Source organism: Pseudomonas cichorii (genome assembly GCF_018343775.1).
Lineage (GTDB): Bacteria > Pseudomonadota > Gammaproteobacteria > Pseudomonadales > Pseudomonadaceae > Aquipseudomonas > Aquipseudomonas cichorii.
Map to the genome: position 1 here is coordinate 4,615,155 of NZ_CP074349.1, position 24,788 is coordinate 4,639,942.

Consider the following 24,788-nt stretch of genomic DNA (forward strand, 5'->3'; position numbering starts at 1 on the left):
AATAAACTCCCCTTCCCGTCTTGCGTGGCGCCTGTCCGCTCTCTAACGTAGCGACCTTTACATACGCCACCCCCGCGGGAGTTTCGCCATGGCCTCGCCAGCCCCTTCATTTTTCCTGAGCCGATTCAGTGCAGCCGCCATTGCGGCGAGTTTCCTGAGCCTTGCGGGCTGCCAGTTGGGCGGTGGTGACAACGAGACATTGCTGCCCGCCTCCGGAGTATTCCCGGTCAAGGGGCTGGCACAGAACGTATCGGTACGCCGCAACAATCTGGGCATGCCCCTGATAGAAAGCAGCACATACCACGACGCGCTGTTCACGCTGGGCTATGTACATGCCGCTGACCGCATCACGCAAATGGTCGGCATGCGCCTGCTGGCGCAAGGGCGTCTGGCGGAAATGGCCGGGGCCGATGCTCTGGAAGTCGACCGCCTGATGCGCTCGGCCAGGCTCAAGCAACGCGCCAGCGAGCTTTACAACGCATCATCGCCGCGCCTCAAACGCTTTTTCGAGGTCTATGCACGGGGCGTCAACGCCTACCTGTTCCGCTATCGCGACAAGTTGCCAGAGGACCTGGCCAGCTCCGGCTATCGCCCGGAATACTGGCAGCCCGAAGACTCGGCGCTGATCTTCAGTCTGCTGAGCTTCAATCTGTCGGTGAACCTGCAGGAAGAACTCTCGGCGCTGGTGCTGGCACAGAAAGTCGGCAGCGACAAACTGGCCTGGCTGCTGCCGACCTATCCCGACGAAGCGCTGCCCTTCTCGGAAGCCGACAAGCTCAAGGGCCTGAGCCTCAACAATCAGGTGCCTGAGTTGAACGACCTGACCAGGGTCGCACTGCAGCTTTCCGATCTGAACATGCTGGGCGCAGCCGCCGCCAGCAACTGGGCCATCGCGCCGCAGCGCAGCCGTAATGGCAAAAGCCTGCTGGCCAGCGAAATGCAACTGCCTGCCGGGATCACCTCGGCCTGGAGTTTCGTGCAGTTGCGCGCACCGAAGTATCAGGCGTCTGGCGCCTCGATTGCCGGCCTGCCGCTGGTATTGAGCGGCTTCAACGGCAAGCTGGCCTGGAGCCTGAGCAACGTCAAGGGCGACAATCAGGACCTGTTCCTGGAAAAGCTCAAGCGCGAAAACAATCGCCTGTTCTATATGGCTGACGGCAAATGGCAGCCCGCTATCGCCTACGAAGAAACCTTCCTGGCCAAAGGTGGCCGTCCGCTGCGTGAAACCGTGTATGCCACGCGCCACGGTGTACTGCTCAACGCCAGCGCCACCCCGCTGGGCAACGGCCTGGGCCTGGCCCTGCAAACCCCGGACTTCAAGGACGACAAGAGCCTCGATGCCTTTTTCGACCTGTCCCGTGCGCCCAACGTAGAGAAAGCTTTCGACACAACCCGCGAGATTCGTGCAATCACACTGAACATGGTGTTCGCCGATGCCTCGAATATCGGCTGGCAAGTCACCGGCCGCTACCCGAACCGTCGTGAAGGTCAGGGCCTGCTGCCTTCTCCGGGCTGGGACGGCACGTTCGACTGGGACGGTTTTGCCGACTCGATGCTGCACCCTTACGATCAGGACCCGCGTCAGGGCTGGATAGCGACCGCCAATCAGCGCACAGTGCCCAAAGGCTACGGCATGCAGTTGTCCAATTCATGGGGTTACCCGGAGCGGGCCGAGCGCATTGCCGAGCTGGCCAACAGCGGCAAGCAGGACACCCGCAGCACCATCGCCATGCAATACGACCAGGCCACGACTTTTGCCGCCAAGCTCAAGAACATGTTTGAAGCGCCAGGCATGACCAAACCGCTCAAGCAGGCCATCGACGCTCTGCCCGAAGCCGAGCGGGCCAAGGCTCGGGAAGCCTACAGCCGCCTGATGGCCTTCGACGGCAAGCTCACCCCGAACTCCGCCGATGCAGCACTGTATGAGCTGTTTCTGCAGGAAAGCGCCAAGCTGACCTTCCTCGATGAGCTGGGTCCGGAAAGCAGCCTGGTCTGGCAAGCCCTGAGCGCCAACGCCAGCTCGTCCTACTCGCCACAGGCCGATCATTTGCTGGGCCGTGAAGACAGTCCTTTCTGGGACGACCTCAAAACCCCGCAAAAAGAAGATAAGCCCGCCATTCTGGCTCGCAGTCTGGCAGCCGCCATCACCGCTGGCGACAGCCTGCTGGGCACAGACCACAAGGCCTGGCAATGGGGCAAGCTGCATCGCGAGAACTGGACGGCACAAACCAGCCCTCTGGCCAAAGCCTTGGGTGGCAACCACTTCAATCGCAGCGCCAGCGCAACAGGTGGGGATCACAGCACCATCAATGTTTCGGGCTATGAGTGGGGCAAGGGCTTGGATACTCACGCGACGCCTGCCTTGCGCATGATCGTCGACTTCAGTCAGGCAGAGCCCATGATGGGCCTGATCAGCACCGGCCAGTCGGACAACCCGGCCAGCCCGCACTACGCCAACAGCATCGAGCCGTGGATCAAGGCGCAGTACCAGACGATTCCGCTGCAACAGTCCAACTATGAAAAAGGCTATGGCAAACAGCGCCTGACCCTGACGCCCGGCAAGTAACCCTCACAAGGCACCAAAATGGAGCGGCGCGCGCGTGACGCCCCATTTTGGACAGCCCTCTTGAACAACAATCATCCCTGTCGTCCAGACCATACACAGCACGTCCAATCCAGCGGCTTCTGCGTGCGCAGGCCGAAACACCGATGATGGCAAGCTAATGCAGCATTGCGACAACTGTTTATATTTAAAACGCACGTTCGTCTCTTTGGTTCGGAAATTGCTACTTCTTGCCCGTCTGGCATCCGCCGGTAGCAAGCCTGGCGTGTTCTCTACGCTCAATCTGGTTAAGGACTGAATAATGAAAAAAGCATGGCTGACCCTTTCCGCACTGGCTCTGTGCCTGGCCGCTGGTAGTTCCATGGCCAAGGAATACAAGGAGCTGCGTTTTGGCGTCGATCCTTCCTACGCTCCTTTCGAGTCGAAAGCCGCTGACGGCAGCCTGCAAGGCTTCGATATCGACCTGGGCAATGCGATCTGTAAAGAACTGAACGTGACCTGCAAATGGGTCGAAAGCGATTTCGACGGCATGATTCCAGGCCTCAAGGCCAAGAAATTCGACGGTGTCATCTCTTCGATGACCGTTACCCCGGCCCGCGAGAAAGTCATCGACTTCTCCAACGAGCTGTTCTCCGGTCCGACCTCGCTGGTGTTCAAAAAGGGTGCAGGCTTCACCGCTGACCCGGCCAGCCTGAAAGGCAAAACCGTCGGCTACGAGCAAGGCACCATCCAGGAAGCTTACGCCAAGGCCGTTCTGGACAAGGCAGGCGTCAGCACCAAGGCCTACGCCAACCAGGATCAGGTTTACGCTGACCTGACTTCCGGTCGTCTGGATGCTTCCATCCAGGACATGCTGCAAGCCGAACTGGGCTTCCTGAAATCTCCGGCAGGCGCCGGTTATGAAGTCAGCGAGCCCGTAGACAGCCCTCTGCTGCCATCCAAGACCGCCATCGGTATCGCAAAAGGTAACAAAGAGCTCAAGGCTCTCCTGGATAAAGGTATCAAAGCGTTACACGATGACGGCACCTACGCCGAAATCCAGAAGAAACACTTTGGCGACCTGAATCTGTACAGCGGTAAATAACACCCCCAACGCCCATCGATTTCGGCGATGATCCGCCGCCGCACTCGATGGGCGTTTTTGTTTATTGCCCGCTCAAGGCTTGATCCATGCTCGATGCATTAATACAAAACCTGGGACTCTCGGCATTCAGCTTGAAAGGCTTCGGCCCGCTGCTGCTTCAGGGCACCTGGATGACCATCAAATTATCGGTACTGTCGCTGTTTCTGAGCATCGTGCTCGGGCTGATCGGCGCCAGTGCCAAACTGTCCAGCTCGGCACTGCTGCGTGTGCCAGCACAGATCTACACCACCCTGATCCGCGGCGTGCCGGACCTGGTGCTGATGCTGCTGATTTTCTACAGCCTGCAAACCTGGCTCACCAGTTTCACCGACGCCATGGAATGGGAATACATCGAAATCAATCCTTTCGGCGCAGGGGTCATCACCCTGGGCTTCATCTATGGCGCCTATTTCACGGAAACCTTCCGCGGCGCCATTCTGTCGGTGCCACGTGGTCAGGTCGAAGCCGCCATCGCCTACGGCCTCAAGCGCGGCCAGCGTTTTCGTTATGTCGTGTTCCCGCAGATGATGCGCTACGCGCTGCCGGGCATCGGCAATAACTGGCAGGTGCTGCTCAAGGCCACCGCGCTGGTGTCGATCATCGGTCTGGCCGATCTGGTGAAGGCTTCCCAGGACGCCGGTAAAAGCACCTATCAACTGTTCTACTTCCTGGTGCTGGCGGCCTTGATCTATCTGGTGATCACCAGCGCCTCGAACCTTGCCTTGCGTTGGGCCGAACGGCATTACGCCGCCGGCAGCCGGGAGGCAAAACGATGATCGAATTGCTTCAGGAATACTGGAAAGCCTTCCTTTATACAGACGGCGTCAACATTACCGGCCTGGCCATGACCATGTGGCTGCTCAGCGCCTCCATTGCCATCGGCTTCTGCCTGTCCATTCCATTGTCCATCGCCCGCGTTTCGGACAAGCGCTGGGTACGCTGGCCGGTGCAGTTCTACACCTACCTGTTTCGCGGTACGCCGCTCTATATACAGTTGCTGATCTGCTACACCGGCATCTACAGCATCGCGGCGGTTCGTGAGCAACCACTGCTGGATGACTTCTTTCGCGATGCGATGAATTGCACCATCCTGGCGTTCACCCTCAATACCTGCGCCTACACCACCGAGATTTTTGCAGGTGCCATACGCAACATGGCCCACGGTGAAGTCGAAGCCGCCAAGGCCTACGGCCTGAGCGGCTGGAAGCTCTATGCCTACGTGATCATGCCCTCGGCGTTGCGTCGCTCGCTGCCTTACTACAGCAACGAAGTGATCCTGATGCTGCACTCGACCACCGTCGCTTTCACGGCCACGGTGCCGGACATTCTCAAGGTCGCACGCGATGCCAACTCGGCAACCTTCATGACCTTCCAGTCCTTCGGGATCGCGGCAATCATGTACCTGACCGTCACTTTCATTCTGGTCGGACTGTTTCGTCTTGCCGAACGTCGCTGGCTGGCCTTCCTCGGCCCGGCTCACTAGACAGGACGACAACGCATGGATCATCGGACCCACGATTTGCTGTCGCCGGTGCCTGGCACTGCGCGGCAAGTCCACAGTTTTCATTACGGCCCGCAAGACGGCACCTGCAAGATCTACATCCAGGCCTCACTGCATGCCGACGAATTGCCCGGCATGCTGGTGGCCTGGTACCTGAAGCAGCGCCTCACCGAGCTGGAAAATGCCGGGCGCTTGCGTGGGGAAATCATTGTCGTCCCGGTTGCCAACCCCATCGGCCTGGAACAGATCCTGATGGATACCCCGCTGGGTCGTTACGAGCTGGAAAGCGGGCAGAATTTCAATCGCTGGTTCACCGAACTTGGCGAACAGATCGGCGATGCAATCGAAAACCAGCTCACCGGTGACGCGCATCACAACCTGACGCTGATCCGCGACAACCTGCGCCTGGCGCTGGATGCCCAGATCGCCACGACGCAGTTGCAGTCCCTGCGACTGACGCTGCAAAAACTGGCCTGCAAGGCCGACATGGTGCTGGACCTGCATTGCGATTTCGAGTCGGTAGAGCATCTCTACACCACGCCCGAGGCATGGTCGAAAGTCGAGCCGCTGTCGCGCTATCTGGGCGCACAGGCAAGCCTGTTGGCCACTGATTCGGGCGGGCAATCGTTCGATGAATGTTTCACGCTGGTCTGGTGGCAATTGCAGCAACGCTTTGGGGAGCGCTTCCCGATCCACATGGGCAGCTTCTCGGTGACCCTGGAGCTGCGCGGCCAGGGTGATGTCAATCACGCCCTGGGCAGCCGCGACTGCCAGGCGATCATCAATTACCTGATCGATTTCGGCGCCATCGAAGGCCAGGCACCCGAGCAACCTGAATTGCTCTACCCCGCCACGCCACTGGCAGCGGTCGAACCGGTTTTCACCCCGGTGGGTGGTCTTCTGGTGTTCTGTGCCATGCCCGGCGAATACATCGAAGCCGGGCAACTGATCGCCGAAGTCATCGACCCGATCAGCGATGCCGTCACCTCCATTCACGCACAGAATGCCGGTCTGCTGTATGCCCGCTCGTTACGACGCATGGCAACGGCAGGCATGGTCATCGCTCATGTCGCTGGCACTCAGGCCTATCGCAGCGGCTATCTACTTTCTCCTTGAGGACCTGACATGTACAAACTGACCATCGATGGCCTGCATAAAAGCTATGGCGACAACGAGGTACTCAAAGGTGTTTCGCTCAAGGCTCAAAGCGGCGACGTGATCTGCCTGATCGGCGCCAGCGGTTCGGGCAAGAGCACCTTCCTGCGCTGCATCAACTTTCTGGAGCAGCCCAACGATGGCGCCATGAGCCTGGATGGCCAACAGGTCCGCATGGTCAGCGACAAGGACGGCATGCGAGTCGCCGACGCCGACGAGTTGCAACGCATCCGCACACGGCTGGCCATGGTGTTCCAGCATTTCAACCTGTGGGCCCACATGACCGTGCTGGAGAACATCACCATGGCACCGCGCCGGGTGCTGGGCGTGCCAAAAGCCGAAGCCGAACAACGCGCCCGCAAGTACCTGGAAAAGGTCGGCCTGCCCGAGCGTGTCGCCGATCAGTACCCGGCTTTTCTGTCAGGTGGCCAGCAGCAGCGCGTGGCCATTGCCCGCGCCTTGGCGATGGAGCCGGAGATCATGCTGTTCGACGAGCCCACGTCTGCACTCGACCCGGAACTGGTCGGTGAAGTGCTCAAGGTGATTCAGGGTCTTGCCGAGGAAGGCCGGACCATGATTCTGGTCACCCATGAAATGGGCTTCGCCCGCAAGGTCGCCACGCAAGTGGTGTTCCTGCACAAGGGGCAGATAGAAGAATCAGGTCATCCGGACGAAGTCCTCAACAACCCCAAGAGCGAACGCCTGCAGCAGTTCCTGAGCGGGAACCTGAAGTAAGGGGAAAGCGCCAGAGCACACTGGCGCTGTTCGACCAGAAGGCATTCAGGCGACAGGAACGGGCGGAGGCTCGTCTGGTAGCGTCGGCTCACCTGGCTCAGGTGGCTGAGGAGGAAACGGTGTGTCCGGGCCCGGATCGCCCGGGATACCGCCACCCACCATATTGAATTGCGAATCAGCCATCAGCGACCAGGCAAGCAGCCCGATCTCGTTGAGCTGAGGAGGCCTTTCCCGGCCAGAGGGTTTGAAATCTGTCGTCATAGGGCACTCCCGATCATCTTCCCCCCCACACGCTATGTATGAGGGGGTCATGTCAGGAAATAGAGTGCATAAACAGGCAGAAATTCAATTGCCCGGATGTCGCCCCCCAAAAATCAGGTGCGTGGCAGGGTCACGCCACGCTGGCCCTGATACTTGCCGCCGCGGTCCTTGTAAGAAACCTCACATTCCTCATCGGACTCCAGGAACAGCATCTGCGCCACGCCTTCGTTGGCGTAGATCTTGGCCGGCAGCGTGGTGGTGTTGGAGAATTCCAGGGTCACGTGACCTTCCCATTCCGGCTCCAGCGGCGTGACGTTGACGATGATGCCACAGCGCGCATAGGTGCTCTTGCCCAGGCAGATGGTCAGGACATTACGCGGGATGCGGAAGTATTCGACGGTGCGGGCCAGCGCAAAGGAGTTGGGCGGGATGATGCACACATCGCTCTTGATATCGACGAAGCTTTTTTCATCGAAGTTTTTCGGATCGACGGTCGCCGAGTTGATATTGGTAAAAACCTTGAATTCATCTGCACAGCGTACGTCGTAACCGTAGCTGGAGACGCCAAAGGAAATCAGACGGTCGGCGCCTTCGCCACGCATCTGGCGCTCGACGAAGGGCTCGATCATGCCTTGCTCTTGCGCCATGCGGCGAATCCACTTGTCCGATTTGATGCTCATGGCGATGTCCTGAATAGCGAGGTGAAAAAAGATGTCCGCATCTTACCGGGCCAAGGCGTCCGGTTCAAAGCCAACAGATCCAGAGTTTACGGCTCCCGTACCTGTACCGGCCGTGAATAGAAATAATCCTCATAAGACCATTGGCACGTCCCGTAAAAAGGGTTAAGGTGTGGTCACTGTGTTGCTTGTGTCACTGAGAATCTCTACACGATGTTGAATTTCGATCCAACCATGTCCGAATTTTCCAGCTCTTTGCACTCAGTCTCGGCCAGGGCTTTTCCTGAGCCGCAGTTAACTTTGTACAAGGAGATATAATATGTCCAATCGCCAAACCGGTACCGTTAAGTGGTTCAACGATGAAAAAGGCTTCGGCTTCATCACTCCACAATCCGGTGACGACCTGTTCGTACACTTCAAAGCTATCCAATCCGACGGCTTCAAAAGCCTGAAAGAAGGCCAACAGGTTTCTTTCATCGCTACCCGCGGTCAGAAAGGCATGCAAGCTGAAGAAGTTCAAGTTATCTAACTTGTACTGATTCGCTTAAAAACCCCGCCCTCAAAAGCGGGGTTTTTTAATGGCCAAAAGAAAGCTACAAGCTACAAGCTTTTGACTTGAAGCTTGCCGCTCAAAGCTTGCAGCTCTCCTCCCTCAATCATCACTGACCGAAATGGTCGGCATCGCCGGGCTTGCAGCTTCCTGCAACACGATCCGGGCGCCCACATGCCGCGCCAGTTCCTGATACACCATCGCAATCTGGCTTTCCGGTTCGGCGATCGCCGTCGGCTTGCCGCCATCGGCCTGTTCGCGGATCAGCATCGACAATGGCAACGAGGCCAGCAGTTCGACGTCATATTGCGAGGCCAGCTTTTCACCGCCGCCCTCACCGAACAGATGTTCGGCATGTCCGCAGTTCGAGCAGATATGCACCGCCATGTTTTCCACGACGCCCAATACCGGAATATTGACCTTGCGGAACATCTCGACGCCTTTCTTCGCATCCAGCAAAGCCAGGTCCTGAGGTGTGGTGACAATCACGGAGCCGGCAACCGGCACTTTCTGCGCCAGGGTCAGCTGGATGTCGCCAGTGCCGGGCGGCATGTCGATGACCAGATAGTCCAGATCATTCCAGGCCGTCTGGGTGACCAGTTGCAGCAAGGCACCGGACACCATCGGACCGCGCCAGACCATCGGTGTGTTGTCATCGGTCAGGAAAGCCATGGACATGACTTCGACACCATGCGCCTCGATGGGCACGAACCACTTCTGGTCCTTGATGCGCGGCCGCGTGCCTTCGGGAATACCGAACATCACGCCCTGGCTCGGGCCATAGATATCCGCATCCAGAATGCCGACTCGCGCCCCTTCACGTGACAGGGCCAGCGCCAGGTTGGCAGCGGTGGTGGATTTTCCGACCCCGCCCTTGCCTGAAGCCACGGCAACGATGTTCTTCACATTGGCCAGCCCCGGAATCTGCGACTGAGCCTTGTGAGGATGGATGACCGTGCTGATATCGACCTTGGCCGAGGTGACGCCATCGATGCCTTCGATTGCCGTCTGCAGCACCTGAGCCCACCCCTTGCGGAACAGTTCGGCGGCATAACCCAGCTCAAGCTGCACGCTGACTTGTGCGCCCTGGATATCGATGGATCGAACACAACCGGCGCTGACCGGATCCTGGTTCATGTAAGGGTCGGTGTATTGGCGAAGAATCGTCTCCACCGCTGCGCGATTGACTGCGCTCATGGGCTTACTCCGAAAAGAGACTGACTAAAACAGGCGGCTATCCTACCCGTTATGTGGAAGGCCGGCATGGTTTCACTGCGAGGGCCCGTTGCAAGGTGAAAAAAATCGCTCAGCCCTTTATAGTGGCCGACCTCCGTTCCAGTACAAGTAGCCGAGCCCCATGTCCGAGCCACGCAAGATTCTCGTTACCAGCGCCCTGCCCTATGCCAATGGTTCCATTCACCTTGGCCACATGCTCGAGTACATCCAGACCGACATGTGGGTGCGTTTCCAGAAGCATCGCGGCAACCAGTGCACTTACGTCTGCGCTGACGACGCCCATGGCTCGGCCATCATGCTGCGCGCAGAAAAGGAAGGCATCACCCCGGAACAACTGATCGACAACGTCAAGGCTGAACACAGCGCCGACTTTGCCGAGTTCCTGGTGGACTTCGACAACTTCCACTCGACGCACGCAGAAGAAAACCGTGAGCTGTCGAGCATGATCTACACCCGCCTGCGGGATGCCGGGCACATTGCCACGCGCTCGATCACTCAGTATTTCGACCCGGAAAAGAAAATGTTCCTGGCCGACCGTTTTATCAAGGGCACCTGTCCGAAATGCGGTACCGAGGATCAGTATGGCGACAACTGCGAAAAATGCGGCGCAACCTACGCGCCGACTGACCTGAAAGACCCGAAATCGGCGATTTCCGGCGCAACGCCTGTCCTGAAGGATTCCAAGCACTTCTTCTTCGACCTGCCAGCCTTCGAGGACATGCTCAAGAGCTGGACCCGCAGTGGCACCCTGCAGGACGCCGTCGCCAACAAGATCGCCGAATGGCTCGACAGCGGCCTGCAGCAGTGGGACATCTCCCGTGACGCGCCGTATTTCGGTTTCGAGATCCCGGACGAGCCGGGCAAATACTTCTATGTCTGGCTGGATGCGCCTATCGGCTACATCGCCAGCTTCAAGAACCTGTGCGCACGTCGCCCGGACCTGGACTTCGATGCCTACTGGGCCAAGGACTCCACCACCGAGCTGTACCACTTCATCGGCAAGGACATCGTCAACTTCCACGCCCTGTTCTGGCCAGCCATGCTCGAAGGCGCCGGCCTGCGCAAGCCGACCGGCATCAATGTCCACGGCTACCTGACCGTGAACGGGCAGAAAATGTCCAAGTCGCGTGGCACCTTCATCAAGGCGCGCACCTACCTTGAACACCTGTCGCCCGAGTATCTGCGTTACTACTACGCGGCGAAGCTGGGCCGTGGCGTCGATGACCTGGACCTGAACCTCGAAGACTTCGTGCAGAAGGTCAACTCCGACCTGATCGGCAAAGTGGTGAATATTGCCAGCCGTTGCGCAGGTTTCATTCACAAGGGCAACGGCGGCGTTCTGGTCGATACTAATGCCGCACCGGAACTGACCGACGCTTTCCTGGCGGCTGCGCCGGGCATCGCCGAAGCCTACGAGGCTCGCGACTTCGCCCGCGCCATGCGTGAAACCATGGCTCTGGCCGACCGTGCCAACGCCTACATCGCCGACAAGGCTCCGTGGTCGCTGGCCAAACAGGAAGGCAAGCAGGATGAAGTCCAGGCCGTATGCGCCCTGGGTATCAACCTGTTCCGCCAACTGGTGATTCTGCTCAAGCCGGTTCTGCCGCGGCTGGCAGCCGACGCAGAGAAATTCCTCAACGTCGCACCGCTGACCTGGGACGATCACAAGACGCTGCTGGCCAACCACCAGCTCAATCCGTTCTCGGCGCTGATGACCCGCATCGACCCGGCCAAGGTGGAAGCCATGACTGCTGCCTCCAAAGAAGACCTGGCCGCCAGCTCTACCGATGCTGCGCCAACAGGCAATGGCGAACTGACCAAGGATCCGCTGTCGGCGGAAATCGATTTCGATACCTTCGCCGCTGTCGACCTGCGGGTTGCACTGATCCTCAAGGCCGAGCACGTGGAAGGCGCCGACAAGCTGCTGCGTCTGACTCTGGATATCGGTGACGAACAGCGCAACGTGTTCTCAGGCATCAAGAGCGCCTACCCGGACCCGAGCAAACTGGAAGGTCGCCTGACCATGATGATCGCCAACCTCAAGCCACGGAAAATGCGTTTCGGCATTTCCGAAGGCATGGTGATGGCGGCAGGCCCTGGTGGCGAAGAAATCTACCTGCTGAGCCCCGACAGCGGCGCCAAGCCAGGCCAGCGCATCAAGTGATGTGAACCAAGGCCCGATAGCCACATGTGTGCGGCTATCGGGCCTTTGTATGTCCGCCACCTTCTTGCCGGATAATGTCTACTTTTAAAAGGCTCATCAGCCTGTTCGCCACCCGGCAAGATCATGACCGATTTCATTTACACACTCCTGAGCGCTGCCCTGATCAACAACTTCGTGTTGCAGCAACCGCTGGGTGCCGATTCCCTGAGGGAAGCGCACACGCTGCCACGGCATCGCCTGCATGCATTGGGTATCGCTACCTGCTGCTTGATGCTGGCGAGTAGCTTTGTCAGTTATCTGATCCTGCATTACGCATTGAAGCCCTTGAATCTGGGTTACCTGAGGCTGTTCGTGGTTCTGCCGGTGATTGTGTCCTTACTGAATCCCGGCCTGACGGTGCTCAATAGACTGTTACCCCGGCTGGACTTCGACGGCTTGCGGCCTCTGCTGCTGGCCAATACGGGCCTGGCTGGTGTGGTGCTGCTCGGTATCGAACCTGATCAGGGCTTTAGGCATCTGCTGACACTGGCTCTGGGTGCCGGCCTGGGTTTCTGGCTGGTATTGAGCCTGCTGGATGATCTTGGACAACGGCTACGCTCGGCCAATATTCCACAACCGTTTCGCGGGCTGCCGATCCAGTTGATCAGCGTCGGCCTCATGGGACTCGCCTTTATGGGCTTCAACGGGCTGGTCACGGCATGAACCTGATACAACGCATCGACGCCCTGCTGCCACAGACCCAATGCGGCAAATGTGGGCATCCCGGTTGCAAGCCTTACGCCGAAGGCATTGCCAGTGGCGAAGCCATCAACAAGTGCCCGCCCGGCGGCGAGGAAACCATTGCGCAACTCTCGCAGTTGCTGCGGATCCCCGCTTTGCCGCTGGATACCGAACGTGGCTCGGCGCCTGCCCAGGTCGCGTTCATTCGTGAGGCGGAATGCATCGGCTGCACCAAGTGCATCCAGGCCTGTCCGGTGGATGCCATTGTCGGCGCCGCGAAGCAGATGCACACGGTCATCATCGACGAATGCACGGGCTGCGACCTGTGCGTAGCGCCCTGCCCGGTGGACTGTATCGAGATGCATCCATTGCCCCTGGCAAGCGTTACGCCGATTGTCGGCGGCCTTGCGTCGAGCACCGAGCAACTTCAGGCCCGCGCACAGAAGCGCAACCATGCCCGCTATCGCTTCGAGGCGCGCAATGCAAGGTTGCGTCGCGAACAGGAGCAGCGCCTGGCAGAGCGTCAGGCTCGGGCGCAAAAGCCGTTACCGGTCAGCGCCTCGGTCATCGAGCGCAGTCGCGCCGACAAGCCCGCCGTGGAAGAAGAGGCGCTGAAAAAAGCCCGCATCACCCTGGCCATGAGCCGTGCGCAACTGAACAAATCCCTCAAGGCGTTTGGTCATCCGCCTATCGCTGAGCAGGCTGCACGACTGGTGGAGCTGCAACGGGAATTCGAGGACGCCGAACAGGCGCTGGAAAAACTGCTTGCTGCAGCAACAGGGCAACCCAGGCAGCCCGTGGCCAAGGCCGACAACAGCGGGGTAAAACGCGCCAAGATCCAGTTGGCCATGGCTCGCTCCGCCCTGAAGAAAGCCGAAGCGGCAGACGCGCCCCCAGAACAGCTCGCAGCCCTCGGCACAGAACTGCAAAACGCTGAAATGACATTGAACGCAGCCGAAGCGGCACTGGCCGATGCAAACGCCTGAGCACCTGCAAAAAGCCATGGGCACTGTCCTGCTGGCAGTAGTGCCCGGCGCGCTGACGCTGCTGTGGTTGTATGGGTGGGGAGTGCTGATCACCTGGCTGCTGGCCGCCGGCACGGCACTGCTCGTGGAGTTCGCCGGCCTTCGATTACGCGGGCAATCTGCGCGACCAGGCTTGATGGACGGCAGCGCACTGGTCAGTGCCACCCTGCTCGCCCTCGCCTTGCCACCTTACTCGCCTTGGTGGCTGACAGTCCTGGCCAGCGGCTTCGCGATGGTTTTTGGCAAGCACCTGTATGGCGGCGTCGGCAAGAACCCGTTCAATCCGGCCATGCTCGGTTATGCCTTTGTGCTGGTGTGCTTTACGTCGCAGATGAATCACTGGCCTGCCATCCATGGCCTGAACCTGATGGGCGGCCTGCAACAGATCTTCGGCTTCAGCACAGGTCCGAAACCGGATGTATGGTCCCAGGCCACGGCTCTGGATGTGCTGCGCATCAACACCCACCTGACCATCGACGAGCTGTTCGCCAGTCATCCCGCATTTGGAGGCATGGGCGGTCGCGGCATTGAATGGGTGAACCTGGCCTTTTTTGCAGGCGGTGCATTGTTGCTGCAAAAGCGGATCATTAGCTGGCATGCACCGGTGGGCATGCTCGCCAGCCTGTTCGTGATCAGCCTGCTGTGCTGGAACGGCTCAGGGTCGGACACCAATGGCTCTCCCGCCTTTCACCTGCTGACCGGTGCCACGATGCTGGGCGCCTTCTTTATCGCCACGGAGCCGGTATCAGGCCCCTCAAGCCCAAGAGCACGCCTGCTGTTCGGGGTCGGTATCGGGTTGATGACTTACGTGATACGCACCTGGGGCGGCTATCCGGATGGTGTGGCCTTCGCGGTGCTGCTGATGAATCTGGCTGTACCGGCACTGGAGCGGCTGGCCATGCGCTCATCAAGGGAAGCGGCATTATGAAACCCCTTGGTGTGGTCGTTATTGTCGCCATCGCCGGGCTGGGGCTCGGTGTCAGCATCACGCTGCAACAGGCTGCAGCACCGCATGTTCAGGCGGCAATGGAAGAAGCCCGTGACCGGGAGTGGTCGAGTGTCCTGCCGGTTGGCAGCTACGACAATCAGCCATTGCGTCATCCATTGAAGTTGCCCACTGGCGATTCCTCGGTGCGCGCTGCCTTTCTCGCCAGCCGCGAGGGCAAACCTTGCGCTGTGATCTTTCATAGCCAGGGCCAGGGTTATGCCGGCCCCGTGGAGTTGCTGGTGGGCGTATCGGTTGAAGGCAGGTTGCTGGGGACCAAAGTGCTTGAACAGCACGAGACACCGGGCATGGGGGCCCGCATCGTGACCGAACCTCAGTGGTTGCAGGGGCTCTCGGGCAAATCGCTGAACGACGGGACCTTCGACCAGATCGCCGGAGCTACCATCACGTCCAGAGCAGTTGTCGCTGCCATCCAGAACACCTTGCGCTATTTCGACGGGAACAAGGCCGTGCTTGTGGGGACGCAACCATGAAACGGCCCATGCCCTGCCTGATTCTGCTCGTACCGCTGATTGGCGCCACGGACTCGCTGATCAAGGCGCTGGCCTTCCTGCTGATCTTCACCGTGATCGCGACCTTGCACAGAGCCTTGTTGCAGGTGCTTGCGCCGTTGCTGGATGCCAGCCAGAAGTGGCTTGCCAGCACCCTGATTGCTGCCACGCTGGTCACCTGCGCAGAAACGGGCCTACAGCTTCAAACACCCGACCTGCATCAGGCCCTGGGAATCTATCTGCCCTTGATGGCCATTCATTGCATGCAGATCCAGACCGTACAGCTCGGCAGATATGCACTGAGCGGATACGCCTCACTGATGCTCGCCCTGGGGTTCGTGCGCGAACTGCTGGGCAACGGGACAATCCTGAGCAATGCCCACTGGCTGTTTGGCAATTCTGCAATCCAGTGGCACATTAGCCTGCCGGCTCCAGCCTTGCACATGGCAATTCTGGCACCCGGTAGCTTCATTCTTCTGGGCCTTCTGCTTGCCGCATACAACGCCTTGACCAGGCCGACACCTTCCAAGGAAATACCCTTTTCATGAATGCCGCAAAACGTCAGGAAATCTTCCGCAGGCTCCACGAAGACAATCCCGATCCTAAAACCGAGCTGGCTTACACCACACCGTTCGAGTTGTTGATATCGGTGATCCTGTCAGCGCAGGCGACCGATGTCAGCGTCAACAAGGCCACGGCAAAACTGTATCCGGTCGCCAATACGCCGCAAGCCATTTACGAACTGGGTGTCGAAGGGCTGTCCGAGTACATCAAGACCATCGGGCTCTATAACAGCAAGGCCAAAAACGTCATTGAAACCTGCCGGCTGCTGATGGAACGGCACAACAGCGAGGTACCAGAAACCCGTGAAGCTCTGGAAGCATTGCCGGGCGTGGGCCGCAAAACCGCCAATGTCGTGCTCAACACGGCTTTTCGTCAGGTAGCCATGGCAGTCGACACGCATATTTTCCGCGTCAGCAATCGCACAGGCATCGCGCCGGGCAAGAACGTGGTTGAAGTGGAAAAGCAGCTCATGAAGTTTGTCCCCAAAAACTACCTGCTAGATGCCCACCACTGGCTGATTCTGCATGGACGTTATGTATGCCAGGCGCGCAAGCCACGCTGCGGCAGTTGCCGGATCGAGGATCTGTGCGATTACAAGGAAAAGACCTCGGACGATTGAGCGATAGAAAGGCCAGTGCTCAATCGATTGAAAAAATCTTTTTTACCAGCATCAGGATTATCGATATAAGGTGCGCCAACGACAGCCAAAGCCTGGAGTCACTTTCATGAGTACCGGCAAAGAGCAATTGGACGTAGAAGACGATTTCATCGCTGTCGATTCGGACGAAAGCGAGCAACCACCGGTCGAGCCTGCCAAAACCAACCTGAGCAAGCGACGCACCATCGATAACATGCTGGAAGAGCGGCGCTTGCAGAAACAACTGGCCGATTACGACTTCGACCTCTAGGCGCCCCCTTGCAAGACCTGATCTCAAAGCCTCTCATCGGGAGAGGCTTTCACATCGGTTTGCCTGATCGATACTGCGCAGGCCTGCAGGATGCTTTCCCGGCATGACTGTCAGACCAACCCGTTACGCTGGGCGAGTTCGATCAGATCGACTAGTGAGTGCGCATTGAGCTTGAGCAGCAGCCGCGTCTTGTAGGTACTGACGGTTTTATTGCTCAGGAACATGCCGTCGGCAATTTCCTTGTTGGTTTTCCCTCTGGCCAGCTGTTGCAGCACCATCATCTCGCGCCCCGAGAGGCGGTCGACCATATCGGCCTCACTGGCATTCCCCATGCTCGAACGAACGGTATGCAGGGCCTGGTTGGGGAAGTAACTGTACCCCGACAACACCGCCTTGATGGCGCTCAGCAATTCGGTCAGGTCCTGTTGCTTGCAGACATAACCCGCCGCTCCCGCCTGCATGCATCGCATTGAAAAATGGCCAGGTGCCTGCGACGTCAGAATCAGCACCTTGAATGGCAAGGTCATGGCAGACAGACGGGCAATGACTTCCAGGCCATCGAGCTTGGGAATTCCTATATCCAGGATGACGATATCCGGCAGGTGTTCACGAGCCAGTTGCAACGCATCCACTCCATTGTCCGTCTCCGCAATGACCTCATAGCCATGGCGCTCCATCAGCATGCGTACAGCAAGGCGAATGACAGGATGATCATCCACGATCAGCACTTTATTCATGGGCAGTCCAATTTTCGCTATTCGAATTTTCAGAGTCAGCACAATAGCTTAGTCGTTTAGTGCTTTGCATGACGCTCACCCTCGAGGACTAACAGCCAAAGACCGTTCCCACACATACAACAGAAAATTCCTACAAATTTCGCTATTAACGAACTATTTTTTATATTTTTCATAGAGCCTCCCCTTCGGATTTCGCTGAAATTATTACCGTCTGGAGTGCTGAGATAGAGCATCGCAACTCAGGTAAAACAATTATTGCCATAACGTCAAGCATTAGTCCTTTGCCTCTGAAGTCCAAACGGACAATAGCCGATGAACATCGAATCGCCTCCATGGTTACGCCGCCTTGATAATTGTAATTATCCGGTCAGATGCCATGACCATAGCTCCTTGCCACTACTTCCATACCTGAAACGAAAATAACTAAGGATGCAAACACTGCTGGCAGATACTTTCTCGAATACGGGCTCAATGACATCAGGCTTCATGATCAGGGTATCGACTGACTGGCCCGTCCGGGTACACGTCAGAAGACAAGAGCCATAATGAGTGTTTTCAGGAGTTTTCTCTTGAAGTTATATACCAGCATAACGTTTAAAAAATACACACATAAATACATCTTTCTTATACGCAACCCGGCGAAAAGACCAAGACCACGAAAGACTCGGAATATTCCTACATAACAACACCCACAACTTCCACCCACCCGATATTCCGTGAGAACTATTCAAGATACTGACTTTACGCTATCACGACGATAAAAGTGATACATAAATACTCCCCACAGTCGAGTTTCATGCCTTTCCCTGGGGCGCCTTGCACACTTCATCTCTGCGAATGGCTCATTCGACAAGTAGCTAATACTATATTTCATTCCGCTTCCATCCCTGCCACCGTAAAGAGGAAACGTACTACACAACTAGCAGACGGTAGATAGCAGCATGTAAGACCACTTCAAACCCACTAAGTCATTTCATGTAGTGCACCGTTTTTTCACTTGCAAATTCTATTACCAGTCGTTACTTTTTTAACAACGAACTCATTACTTTCTGCCAACAATTATGCGCAGTTAGATTGGAGCGACTCAACAACCGACGTCATTTTAATGACGCCATGAATAACATTGCTTTATATGGACTCGGCTTATCAAGAGAGTCGAAAGGATTCGGGCAACATGAACATGGCCGATCAGGAACACCCTCCCTTTGACAAGCCCGAAGCGGGCCTGACAATTCTTTTGAATTGGCCATGCGTATAACCATGTTCAAAAAGGGATATACCATGAACAACAAAACTTCTCACTCATCCTCAAAAAATATAACGCCCCTTGATCTGACGGCGGCGGTCGAACAGTTTGTTGCGCAAGGAGGTGTGATTGCCGTGATACCCGATGGTGAAACAGCAGAATCCACCGTGCTCTCGGTGGCAGAAGATACAACACCACTGGATGCCGAACTTGAAAAGAGTTCAAAACTGGAGTTACTCAGAAGTCTGGTTGCCAAAGGCGCTGGAGTTTCCGCCTTGCAATACTCATTGAGAATGAACAAAAAAGAAATTCGCCAACTGGCACTGGAGAATGATGTAAAGATAAAATTCAGTCGCCCAATAAGAGAGGTCAATAAAGAACCCCACTATGATACGACGGATATTGATGATGTGGTGGCCGGTCATGCCATGCATTATTCCAGTCTCGGTTACACCGCACCGGAGATTGCACAGATACTTGATCTCAGTGTGCGACAAGTCTGGAATATCGGCAAAGCCTACCGTTTTGAATTCAAGCAGAAGAGGGACAGTGATACACCCTGAATACGCTTATTCCAACAGATAACCCGACGCGGTATCGACTGGACTTCGTGTCGATACCGCTCACCTGCCCCGCAATGCCCTTCACGACAGCGTCCCGGCAAGACCCGCAACGCTCCTCCCGATTCAGCGTCCTTTCAGATGCCCACGCGCAAACGCTCAGCACCGGCCTCAAAAGCTCGGGCGAGAAATATCGATACGCAAGGATCGGGGATCAGGAAAGCATGACAGTGCATTGCGCACTGCAAAAAAATGCAGCCCGAGGGCTGCATTTCAGACATCAGACCGGGTTCAGAAGAACTTGCGGCCCTTGTTCGCAGCGATGCGCATGCGCAAGGCATTGAGCTTGATGAAGCCGGCAGCGTCCGCCTGGTTGTACGCACCGCCATCTTCTTCAAAGGTGGCAATGTTGGCGTCGAACAGCGACTCGTCGGACTTGCGGCCAGTGACGATCACATTGCCCTTGTACAGCTTCAGGCGCACGACACCGTTCACATGAGCCTGGGATGCATCGATCATCTGTTGCAGCATCAGACGCTCAGGGCTCCACCAGTAGCCGGTGTAGATCAGGCTGGCGTACTTGGCCATCAGCTCATCCTTGAGGTGAGCGACTTCGCGATCCAGGGTGATCGACTCGATGGCGCGGTGAGCGCGCAGCATGATGGTGCCGCCAGGCGTCTCGTAGCAGCCACGGGACTTCATGCCCACATAACGGTTTTCGACGATGTCCAGACGACCGATGCCGTTCTCGCCGCCGATGCGGTTCAAGGTGGCCAGTACGGTGGCAGGCGACATTTCGACGCCATCCAGAGCAACGATATCGCCATTGCGATAGGTCAGCTCAAGGTAGGTCGGCACGTTTGGCGCGTCTTCAGGAGACTTGGTCCAGCGCCACATGTCTTCTTCGTGCTCGGTCCAGGTGTCTTCCAGCACGCCACCTTCATAGGAGATGTGCAGCAGGTTGGCATCCATGGAGTACGGGGATTTTTTCTTGCCATGGCGCTCGATCGGGATTGCATGCTTCTCGGCATAATCCATCAGCTTTTCACGCGACAGCAGATCCCACTCACGCCACGGGGCAATCACTTTGACGCCTGGCTTGAGGGCGTAGGCGCCCAGTTCGAAACGAACCTGGTCGTTACCTTTACCGGTGGCGCCGTGAGAAATGGCGTCAGCGCCGGTTTCGTTGGCGATTTCGATCAGGCGTTTGGCGATCAGCGGACGAGCGATGGAAGTACCCAGCAGGTACTCGCCTTCGTAGACGGTGTTGGCGCGGAACATCGGGAACACGAAATCACGTACGAATTCTTCACGCAGATCGTCGATGTAGATTTCTTTCACGCCCATGGCCTGAGCCTTGGCACGTGCCGGCTCGACCTCTTCACCCTGACCCAGGTCAGCGGTAAAGGTCACCACTTCGCAGTTATACGTATCTTGCAGCCACTTCAGAATGACCGAAGTATCCAGGCCACCGGAATACGCGAGAACTACCTTGTTTACGTCCGCCATGCCATCACTCCACCGGGTTGTACGGAAAACCGCTGATTCTACCGTTCAAACCAGCAAATTTACAGGGGCGCGACAGCTTGTGACGACGAGGCGACAGGTCATGTCAGCCTCGTGAGGGGATAAAGAGCGTTACGAAGTACGGGCAGCGCTGGCGGAGGAAGCGACTGGAACCGGCTTTTCTTCGGGAGCGACACGCTCCAGATGCACATTCACCCGACGGTTGCGCGCCCGGTTGGCATCATTGGTGTTGGGCGCCAGCGGATAACGTTCGCCATGAAAACGCAGGGTAATCTGTTGCTCGGGAACACCCTGGGCTTTCAGATAGTCCATCACGGCCAGCGCACGACGGCGGGACAGGTCGCGGTTGGTCAGGCGGTTGCCGCTGTTGTCCGAATGGCCGTCCAGTTCGATATGGTTGACCGTCGGGTCGGCACGAAGATACGCAATCATGTTGTCCAGACGCGCCTTCGCCTTGGCGTCCAGTTCGATGCCACCGCCGGGGAAGCCCACTTCAGCCTGCTTGATCTGATCGAAATTCATGGGCAGCAGTTTGGTCGTGCACAACTGATAGTCGCTGAACGCCTTGCTGAACCTGACCGGCAACAGGCGTATCTCCATCGGACCGCCGCCGTCACGGGTACTGTGGCGGATGAGCGGAGTACGGCCTTCCATCAAGCCGCTGATCAGGCGTCCGGCCTGTGCTTCGGAGCTGTTGAAAGGAATCTCGCCATTGCTGACCCGAACCGAGCCCAGGTTGATATCGCCACGCCCCGGCTGCCAGGGTGCAGCCGCAGCCAACAGCGTGGCCGAGCCATTGCCCAGCATGTTGTAGGACGGCTTGAGCCGGAATGTCGCCTGCTCACCGGCACGGCGCACGAACTCACCGACACCGAAGTCAGTGATCGGCTGGCTCAGGCGACACTCGAACTGATCCCCTTCGACCTTCCACTCGATACTCTCCAGACGGGTCTGGAAACTGACAGCCATCGCGGGGAGGCTGGCAAATACGCTGAGCAAGGCGAGATATAGCTGGCGCACGGGAGGCTCCACTTATAAAAATGACGCGAAACAAAAGTGCTTCTTACGTCGGGCTATCGGTAACTTCCTACAAAACTTGATAGCGAGTGCCTGAGAGAGTCTTTTCCGGTAGCATTCCCAGCGAGTTTGACCCGCCTGGAATCCCCAATGTCTGACCGCCTGACCCTTCTGCGTCCCGATGACTGGCACATCCACCTCCGTGACGGAGCTGTTTTGCCTCACACCGTTGCTGACGTTGCGCGCACTTTTGGCCGCGCAATCATCATGCCCAACCTTGTGCCACCAGTACGCAATGCGCAGCAAGCCGATGCCTATCGCCAGCGCATTCTGGCTGCTCGCCCGGCCGGCAGCCGCTTCGAGCCGCTGATGGTGCTTTATCTGACCGACCAGACCACGCCCGAGGACATTCGCACGGCCAAGGCCAGCGGCTACGTCCATGCGGCCAAGCTGTATCCGGCCGGTGCAACCACCAACTCCGATTCTGGCGTTACCAGCATCGACAAGATTTTCCATGTTCTGGAAGCCATGGCCGAAGTCGGCATGCTGCTGCTGGTCCATGGCGAAGTGACCCGCGGCGAGATCGATGTCTTCGACCGCGAGAAAATCTTCATCGACGAACACCTGCGTCGTGTGGTTGAACGCTTCCCGAACCTGAAAGTGGTGTTCGAGCACATCACCACCGGTGAAGCGGTGCAGTTCGTCAATGCGGCCTCGGCCAACGTTGCAGCGACCATCACTGCGCATCACCTGCTTTATAACCGCAACCACATGCTGGTGGGCGGAATCAGGCCGCATTTCTACTGCCTGCCGATCCTCAAGCGCAACACGCACCAGACGGCCCTGCTGGATGCCGCGACCAGCGGCAACGGCAAGTTCTTCCTGGGTACAGACTCGGCACCTCATGCCCAGCATGCCAAGGAAGCCGCCTGCGGTTGCGCCGGTTGCTACACCGCCTACGCCGCTATCGAGCTGTATGCCGAGGCTTTCGAGCAGCGTAATGCGCTGGACAAGCTGGAAGGCTTTGCCAGTCTCCACGGCCCGGCCTTCTATGGCCTGCCTGCCAACCAGGACACCATCACGCTGGTACGTGACGAGTGGACAGCCCCTGCCAGTCTGCCGTTTGGCGAGCTGAGCGTAATCCCGCTGCGCGCCGGAGAAAAACTGCGCTGGCGCCTGCTGGAGGAAAATGCGTGAGTGAAGATCATTACGACGACGAACACGACGGTCACGGCGGTGGCGGCGGCTCTCGCCACCCGATGGCGGCCCGTTTTCGCGGCTACCTGCCTGTAGTCATCGACGTGGAGACCGGTGGTTTCAATGCGGCGACCGATGCTCTGCTGGAAATTGCTGCCGTCACCATCGGCATGGATGAAAAAGGCTTCGTGTTCCCGGAGCACACCTACTTCTTCCGTGTAGAGCCGTTCGAGGGCGCCAATATCGAAGCGGCTGCACTCGAGTTCACCGGTATCAAGCTCGATCACCCGCTGCGCATGGCGGTCAGCGAAGAAACCGCGCTGACCGATATCTTCCGCGGCGTGCGCAAAGCGCTCAAGGCCAACGGCTGCAAACGCGCCGTGCTGGTCGGCCACAACGCCAGCTTCGATCTGGGCTTCCTGAACGCTGCCGTCGCTCGCCTGGACATGAAACGCAATCCGTTTCATCCGTTCTCAAGCTTCGACACCGCAACCCTCGCGGGCCTGGCCTATGGTCAGACCGTGCTTGCAAAGGCCTGTCAGGCTGCTGGCATGGACTTCGATGGACGCGAGGCCCACTCGGCTCGCTATGACACCGAAAAGACCGCTGAGCTGTTCTGTGGCATCGTCAACCGCTGGAAAGAAATGGGCGGCTGGGAAGAGTACGACGACTGAAGTACATGCTTCATGAATAAACCGGCCTTGTGCCGGTTTTTTTATACCGGTGTTTTAACGACCGCTCATCGGAGTCGGGAAAGCGTATCCAAAACAGTTTTGACAAGCATTCTCATTAAGATTAACCTCGTCCGCACAAAGCAATAACCAGCGACGGTTACCGACTTATGTATGTTTGTCTTTGCCAAGGTGTCACTGACGGCCAGATCCGGGATGCAATCCTCGAAGGCTGCTGCAGTTATCGTGAAGTGCGCGAAACGCTGGGTGTTGCCAGCAAATGCGGTAAATGCGCCTGCCTGGCAAAGGAAGTGGTGCGTGAAACCCTGACAGAACTGCAAAGCAGTCAGGCATCGCTGGCGTATCCAGCAGAATTTTCAGCCGCCTGATTCACCCTATTTCAAAGAACCGGACCTTGTGTCCGGTTTTTTTATGTCTGTAATTCAAGTGCTTAGCGTCAAGATGCGGAACTCAAACATTCTTATTCTTATTTAATTTCACTTAGTATTCAATAACTTAGGTTTGACAGGCTTCTAAGTGCAGCTCAAACTCGCGCTTTATATACACAAGCCATTGGCAGGACCTCGAACATGAAAGGCGACATTACAGTCATCCAGCATCTCAACAAGATCCTCGGAAACGAGCTGGTCGCGATCAATCAGTACTTCCTGCATGCACGCATGTACGAAGATTGGGGTCTGAAAAAGCTGGGCGCTCATGAGTATCGCGAGTCCATCGACGAGATGAAGCACGCTGACAAGCTCATCAAGCGCATCCTGTTCCTCGAAGGTCTGCCTAACCTGCAAGAGCTGGGCAAGATCCTGATCGGCGAGCACACCAAGGAAATGCTTGAGTGCGACCTGAAGATCGAAAAGAAAGGCCTGGCTGACCTCAAGGCTGCGATTGCGCACTTTGAAACCGTTGGCGACTTTGGCAGCCGCGAACTGCTGGAAGACATCCTCGAATCCGAGGAAGAGCACATCGACTGGCTGGAAACCCAACTGGGCCTGATCGAGAAAGTCGGTATCGAAAACTACCTGCAGTCGCAGATGGGCGATTAAGCCTTTTCAGCGACCGACAAAAAGCCCCGCCTCTGACGAGAGCGGGGCTTTTTGTTTATCACGGTCTTGGCAGGAGCGAATTCATTCGCGAAT

Annotated in this window: 26 protein-coding genes; 20 read left to right on the top strand and 6 right to left on the bottom strand. The window is 57.4% G+C overall.

Features of this window, described 5'->3' with window-relative positions; genetic code table 11:
- Positions 1-88: 88 nt before the first annotated feature.
- From KGD89_RS19650 to KGD89_RS19675, 6 genes are all read left to right on the top strand, one after another.
- Positions 89-2,566, top strand: coding sequence for a penicillin acylase family protein (locus KGD89_RS19650; protein WP_025261474.1), 2,478 nt, complete (start codon positions 89-91; stop codon positions 2,564-2,566).
- Positions 2,567-2,864: 298 nt separating this feature from the next.
- On the top strand, positions 2,865-3,647 hold the full coding sequence (locus KGD89_RS19655) for a transporter substrate-binding domain-containing protein (RefSeq protein ID WP_025261475.1): 783 nt from the start codon (positions 2,865-2,867) through the stop codon (positions 3,645-3,647).
- An 86-nt stretch (positions 3,648-3,733) separates the two neighbouring features.
- A complete protein-coding gene (locus KGD89_RS19660) occupies positions 3,734-4,462 on the top strand; it encodes an ABC transporter permease (RefSeq protein WP_025261476.1) in 729 nt (242 codons plus the stop codon).
- Entirely contained in the window at positions 4,459-5,169 is a 711-nt protein-coding gene (locus KGD89_RS19665) for an ABC transporter permease (RefSeq protein ID WP_025261477.1), read from the top strand. The genes KGD89_RS19660 and KGD89_RS19665 overlap by 4 nt, the downstream gene beginning before the upstream one ends.
- A gap of 15 nt (positions 5,170-5,184) precedes the next feature.
- Positions 5,185-6,303 carry a succinylglutamate desuccinylase/aspartoacylase family protein gene (locus KGD89_RS19670; RefSeq protein ID WP_025261478.1) on the top strand — a complete coding sequence of 373 codons (1,119 nt, stop codon included), beginning with the start codon at positions 5,185-5,187 and terminating at the stop codon, positions 6,301-6,303.
- Positions 6,304-6,312: 9 nt separating this feature from the next.
- The gene (locus tag KGD89_RS19675; RefSeq protein ID WP_025261479.1) at positions 6,313-7,077 is read left to right on the top strand and encodes an ABC transporter ATP-binding protein; all 765 of its coding nucleotides are present in this window, start codon (positions 6,313-6,315) and stop codon (positions 7,075-7,077) included.
- A gap of 45 nt (positions 7,078-7,122) precedes the next feature.
- Here the strand turns inward: KGD89_RS19675 and KGD89_RS19680 are convergent, their stop codons facing one another.
- Both KGD89_RS19680 and dcd read right to left on the bottom strand, forming a co-directional pair.
- Positions 7,123-7,338 carry a hypothetical protein gene (locus tag KGD89_RS19680; RefSeq protein ID WP_038400001.1) on the bottom strand — a complete coding sequence of 72 codons (216 nt, stop codon included), beginning with the start codon at positions 7,336-7,338 and terminating at the stop codon, positions 7,123-7,125.
- 113 nt (positions 7,339-7,451) lie between these two features.
- Positions 7,452-8,018 carry a dCTP deaminase gene (dcd, locus tag KGD89_RS19685; protein WP_025261480.1) on the bottom strand — a complete coding sequence of 189 codons (567 nt, stop codon included), beginning with the start codon at positions 8,016-8,018 and terminating at the stop codon, positions 7,452-7,454.
- A 316-nt stretch (positions 8,019-8,334) separates the two neighbouring features.
- Between dcd and KGD89_RS19690 the strand changes: the two genes are divergently transcribed.
- On the top strand, positions 8,335-8,544 hold the full coding sequence (locus KGD89_RS19690) for a cold-shock protein (RefSeq protein WP_002554837.1): 210 nt from the start codon (positions 8,335-8,337) through the stop codon (positions 8,542-8,544).
- Positions 8,545-8,667: 123 nt separating this feature from the next.
- On the opposite strand, the gene apbC is transcribed toward KGD89_RS19690, so the two are convergent.
- On the bottom strand, positions 8,668-9,762 hold the full coding sequence (gene apbC, locus KGD89_RS19695) for an iron-sulfur cluster carrier protein ApbC (RefSeq protein WP_025261481.1): 1,095 nt from the start codon (positions 9,760-9,762) through the stop codon (positions 8,668-8,670).
- Between the two features lie 160 nt (positions 9,763-9,922).
- On the opposite strand from apbC, the gene metG reads away from it, so the two are divergent.
- From metG to KGD89_RS19735, 8 genes are all read left to right on the top strand, one after another.
- Positions 9,923-11,965 carry a methionine--tRNA ligase gene (gene metG / locus KGD89_RS19700; protein WP_025261482.1) on the top strand — a complete coding sequence of 681 codons (2,043 nt, stop codon included), beginning with the start codon at positions 9,923-9,925 and terminating at the stop codon, positions 11,963-11,965.
- Between the two features lie 123 nt (positions 11,966-12,088).
- Positions 12,089-12,667, top strand: coding sequence for an Rnf-Nqr domain containing protein (locus tag KGD89_RS19705; RefSeq protein WP_025261483.1), 579 nt, complete (start codon positions 12,089-12,091; stop codon positions 12,665-12,667).
- Positions 12,664-13,671: an electron transport complex subunit RsxB gene (rsxB, locus tag KGD89_RS19710; RefSeq protein WP_025261484.1), complete on the top strand. Its 1,008-nt coding sequence runs from the start codon at positions 12,664-12,666 to the stop codon at positions 13,669-13,671. Before KGD89_RS19705 ends, rsxB begins: the two co-directional genes overlap by 4 nt.
- On the top strand, positions 13,658-14,638 hold the full coding sequence (locus KGD89_RS19715; protein WP_025261485.1) for an RnfABCDGE type electron transport complex subunit D: 981 nt from the start codon (positions 13,658-13,660) through the stop codon (positions 14,636-14,638). Before rsxB ends, KGD89_RS19715 begins: the two co-directional genes overlap by 14 nt.
- A complete protein-coding gene (locus KGD89_RS19720) occupies positions 14,635-15,189 on the top strand; it encodes an RnfABCDGE type electron transport complex subunit G (protein WP_038400004.1) in 555 nt (184 codons plus the stop codon). The genes KGD89_RS19715 and KGD89_RS19720 overlap by 4 nt, the downstream gene beginning before the upstream one ends.
- Entirely contained in the window at positions 15,186-15,755 is a 570-nt protein-coding gene (locus KGD89_RS19725) for an Rnf-Nqr domain containing protein (RefSeq protein WP_038400006.1), read from the top strand. The genes KGD89_RS19720 and KGD89_RS19725 overlap by 4 nt, the downstream gene beginning before the upstream one ends.
- The gene (gene nth / locus KGD89_RS19730; RefSeq protein WP_025261488.1) at positions 15,752-16,390 is read left to right on the top strand and encodes an endonuclease III; all 639 of its coding nucleotides are present in this window, start codon (positions 15,752-15,754) and stop codon (positions 16,388-16,390) included. The genes KGD89_RS19725 and nth overlap by 4 nt, the downstream gene beginning before the upstream one ends.
- 106 nt (positions 16,391-16,496) lie before the next feature.
- Positions 16,497-16,679, top strand: a complete 183-nt coding sequence (locus tag KGD89_RS19735) for a PA3496 family putative envelope integrity protein (protein ID WP_025261489.1) — start codon at positions 16,497-16,499, stop codon at positions 16,677-16,679.
- 110 nt (positions 16,680-16,789) lie between these two features.
- On the opposite strand, the gene KGD89_RS19740 is transcribed toward KGD89_RS19735, so the two are convergent.
- Positions 16,790-17,416 carry a response regulator transcription factor gene (locus KGD89_RS19740; protein ID WP_025261490.1) on the bottom strand — a complete coding sequence of 209 codons (627 nt, stop codon included), beginning with the start codon at positions 17,414-17,416 and terminating at the stop codon, positions 16,790-16,792.
- A 1,281-nt stretch (positions 17,417-18,697) separates the two neighbouring features.
- Between KGD89_RS19740 and KGD89_RS19745 the strand changes: the two genes are divergently transcribed.
- Positions 18,698-19,225, top strand: a complete 528-nt coding sequence (locus KGD89_RS19745) for a hypothetical protein (RefSeq protein WP_074568821.1) — start codon at positions 18,698-18,700, stop codon at positions 19,223-19,225.
- A gap of 288 nt (positions 19,226-19,513) precedes the next feature.
- On the opposite strand, the gene KGD89_RS19750 is transcribed toward KGD89_RS19745, so the two are convergent.
- Together KGD89_RS19750 and KGD89_RS19755 are read right to left on the bottom strand one after the other, a co-directional pair.
- Positions 19,514-20,731 (bottom strand): argininosuccinate synthase, encoded by a 1,218-nt coding sequence (locus tag KGD89_RS19750; protein ID WP_025261492.1) that lies wholly within the window; start codon positions 20,729-20,731, stop codon positions 19,514-19,516.
- A gap of 129 nt (positions 20,732-20,860) precedes the next feature.
- The gene (locus KGD89_RS19755; protein WP_025261493.1) at positions 20,861-21,769 is read right to left on the bottom strand and encodes a flagellar protein MotY; all 909 of its coding nucleotides are present in this window, start codon (positions 21,767-21,769) and stop codon (positions 20,861-20,863) included.
- Positions 21,770-21,916: 147 nt separating this feature from the next.
- Between KGD89_RS19755 and pyrC the strand changes: the two genes are divergently transcribed.
- The 4 genes from pyrC to bfr all read left to right on the top strand — a co-directional run bounded on the left by pyrC (position 21,917) and on the right by bfr (position 24,695).
- The gene (gene pyrC, locus KGD89_RS19760) at positions 21,917-22,963 is read left to right on the top strand and encodes a dihydroorotase (RefSeq protein ID WP_025261494.1); all 1,047 of its coding nucleotides are present in this window, start codon (positions 21,917-21,919) and stop codon (positions 22,961-22,963) included.
- Positions 22,960-23,637 (top strand): ribonuclease T, encoded by a 678-nt coding sequence (gene rnt / locus KGD89_RS19765; protein WP_025261495.1) that lies wholly within the window; start codon positions 22,960-22,962, stop codon positions 23,635-23,637. Before pyrC ends, rnt begins: the two co-directional genes overlap by 4 nt.
- Before the next feature lie 167 nt (positions 23,638-23,804).
- The gene (locus KGD89_RS19770) at positions 23,805-24,023 is read left to right on the top strand and encodes a bacterioferritin-associated ferredoxin (protein WP_025261496.1); all 219 of its coding nucleotides are present in this window, start codon (positions 23,805-23,807) and stop codon (positions 24,021-24,023) included.
- Between the two features lie 201 nt (positions 24,024-24,224).
- Positions 24,225-24,695: a bacterioferritin gene (bfr, locus tag KGD89_RS19775; RefSeq protein WP_025261497.1), complete on the top strand. Its 471-nt coding sequence runs from the start codon at positions 24,225-24,227 to the stop codon at positions 24,693-24,695.
- Positions 24,696-24,788 lie beyond the last annotated feature (93 nt).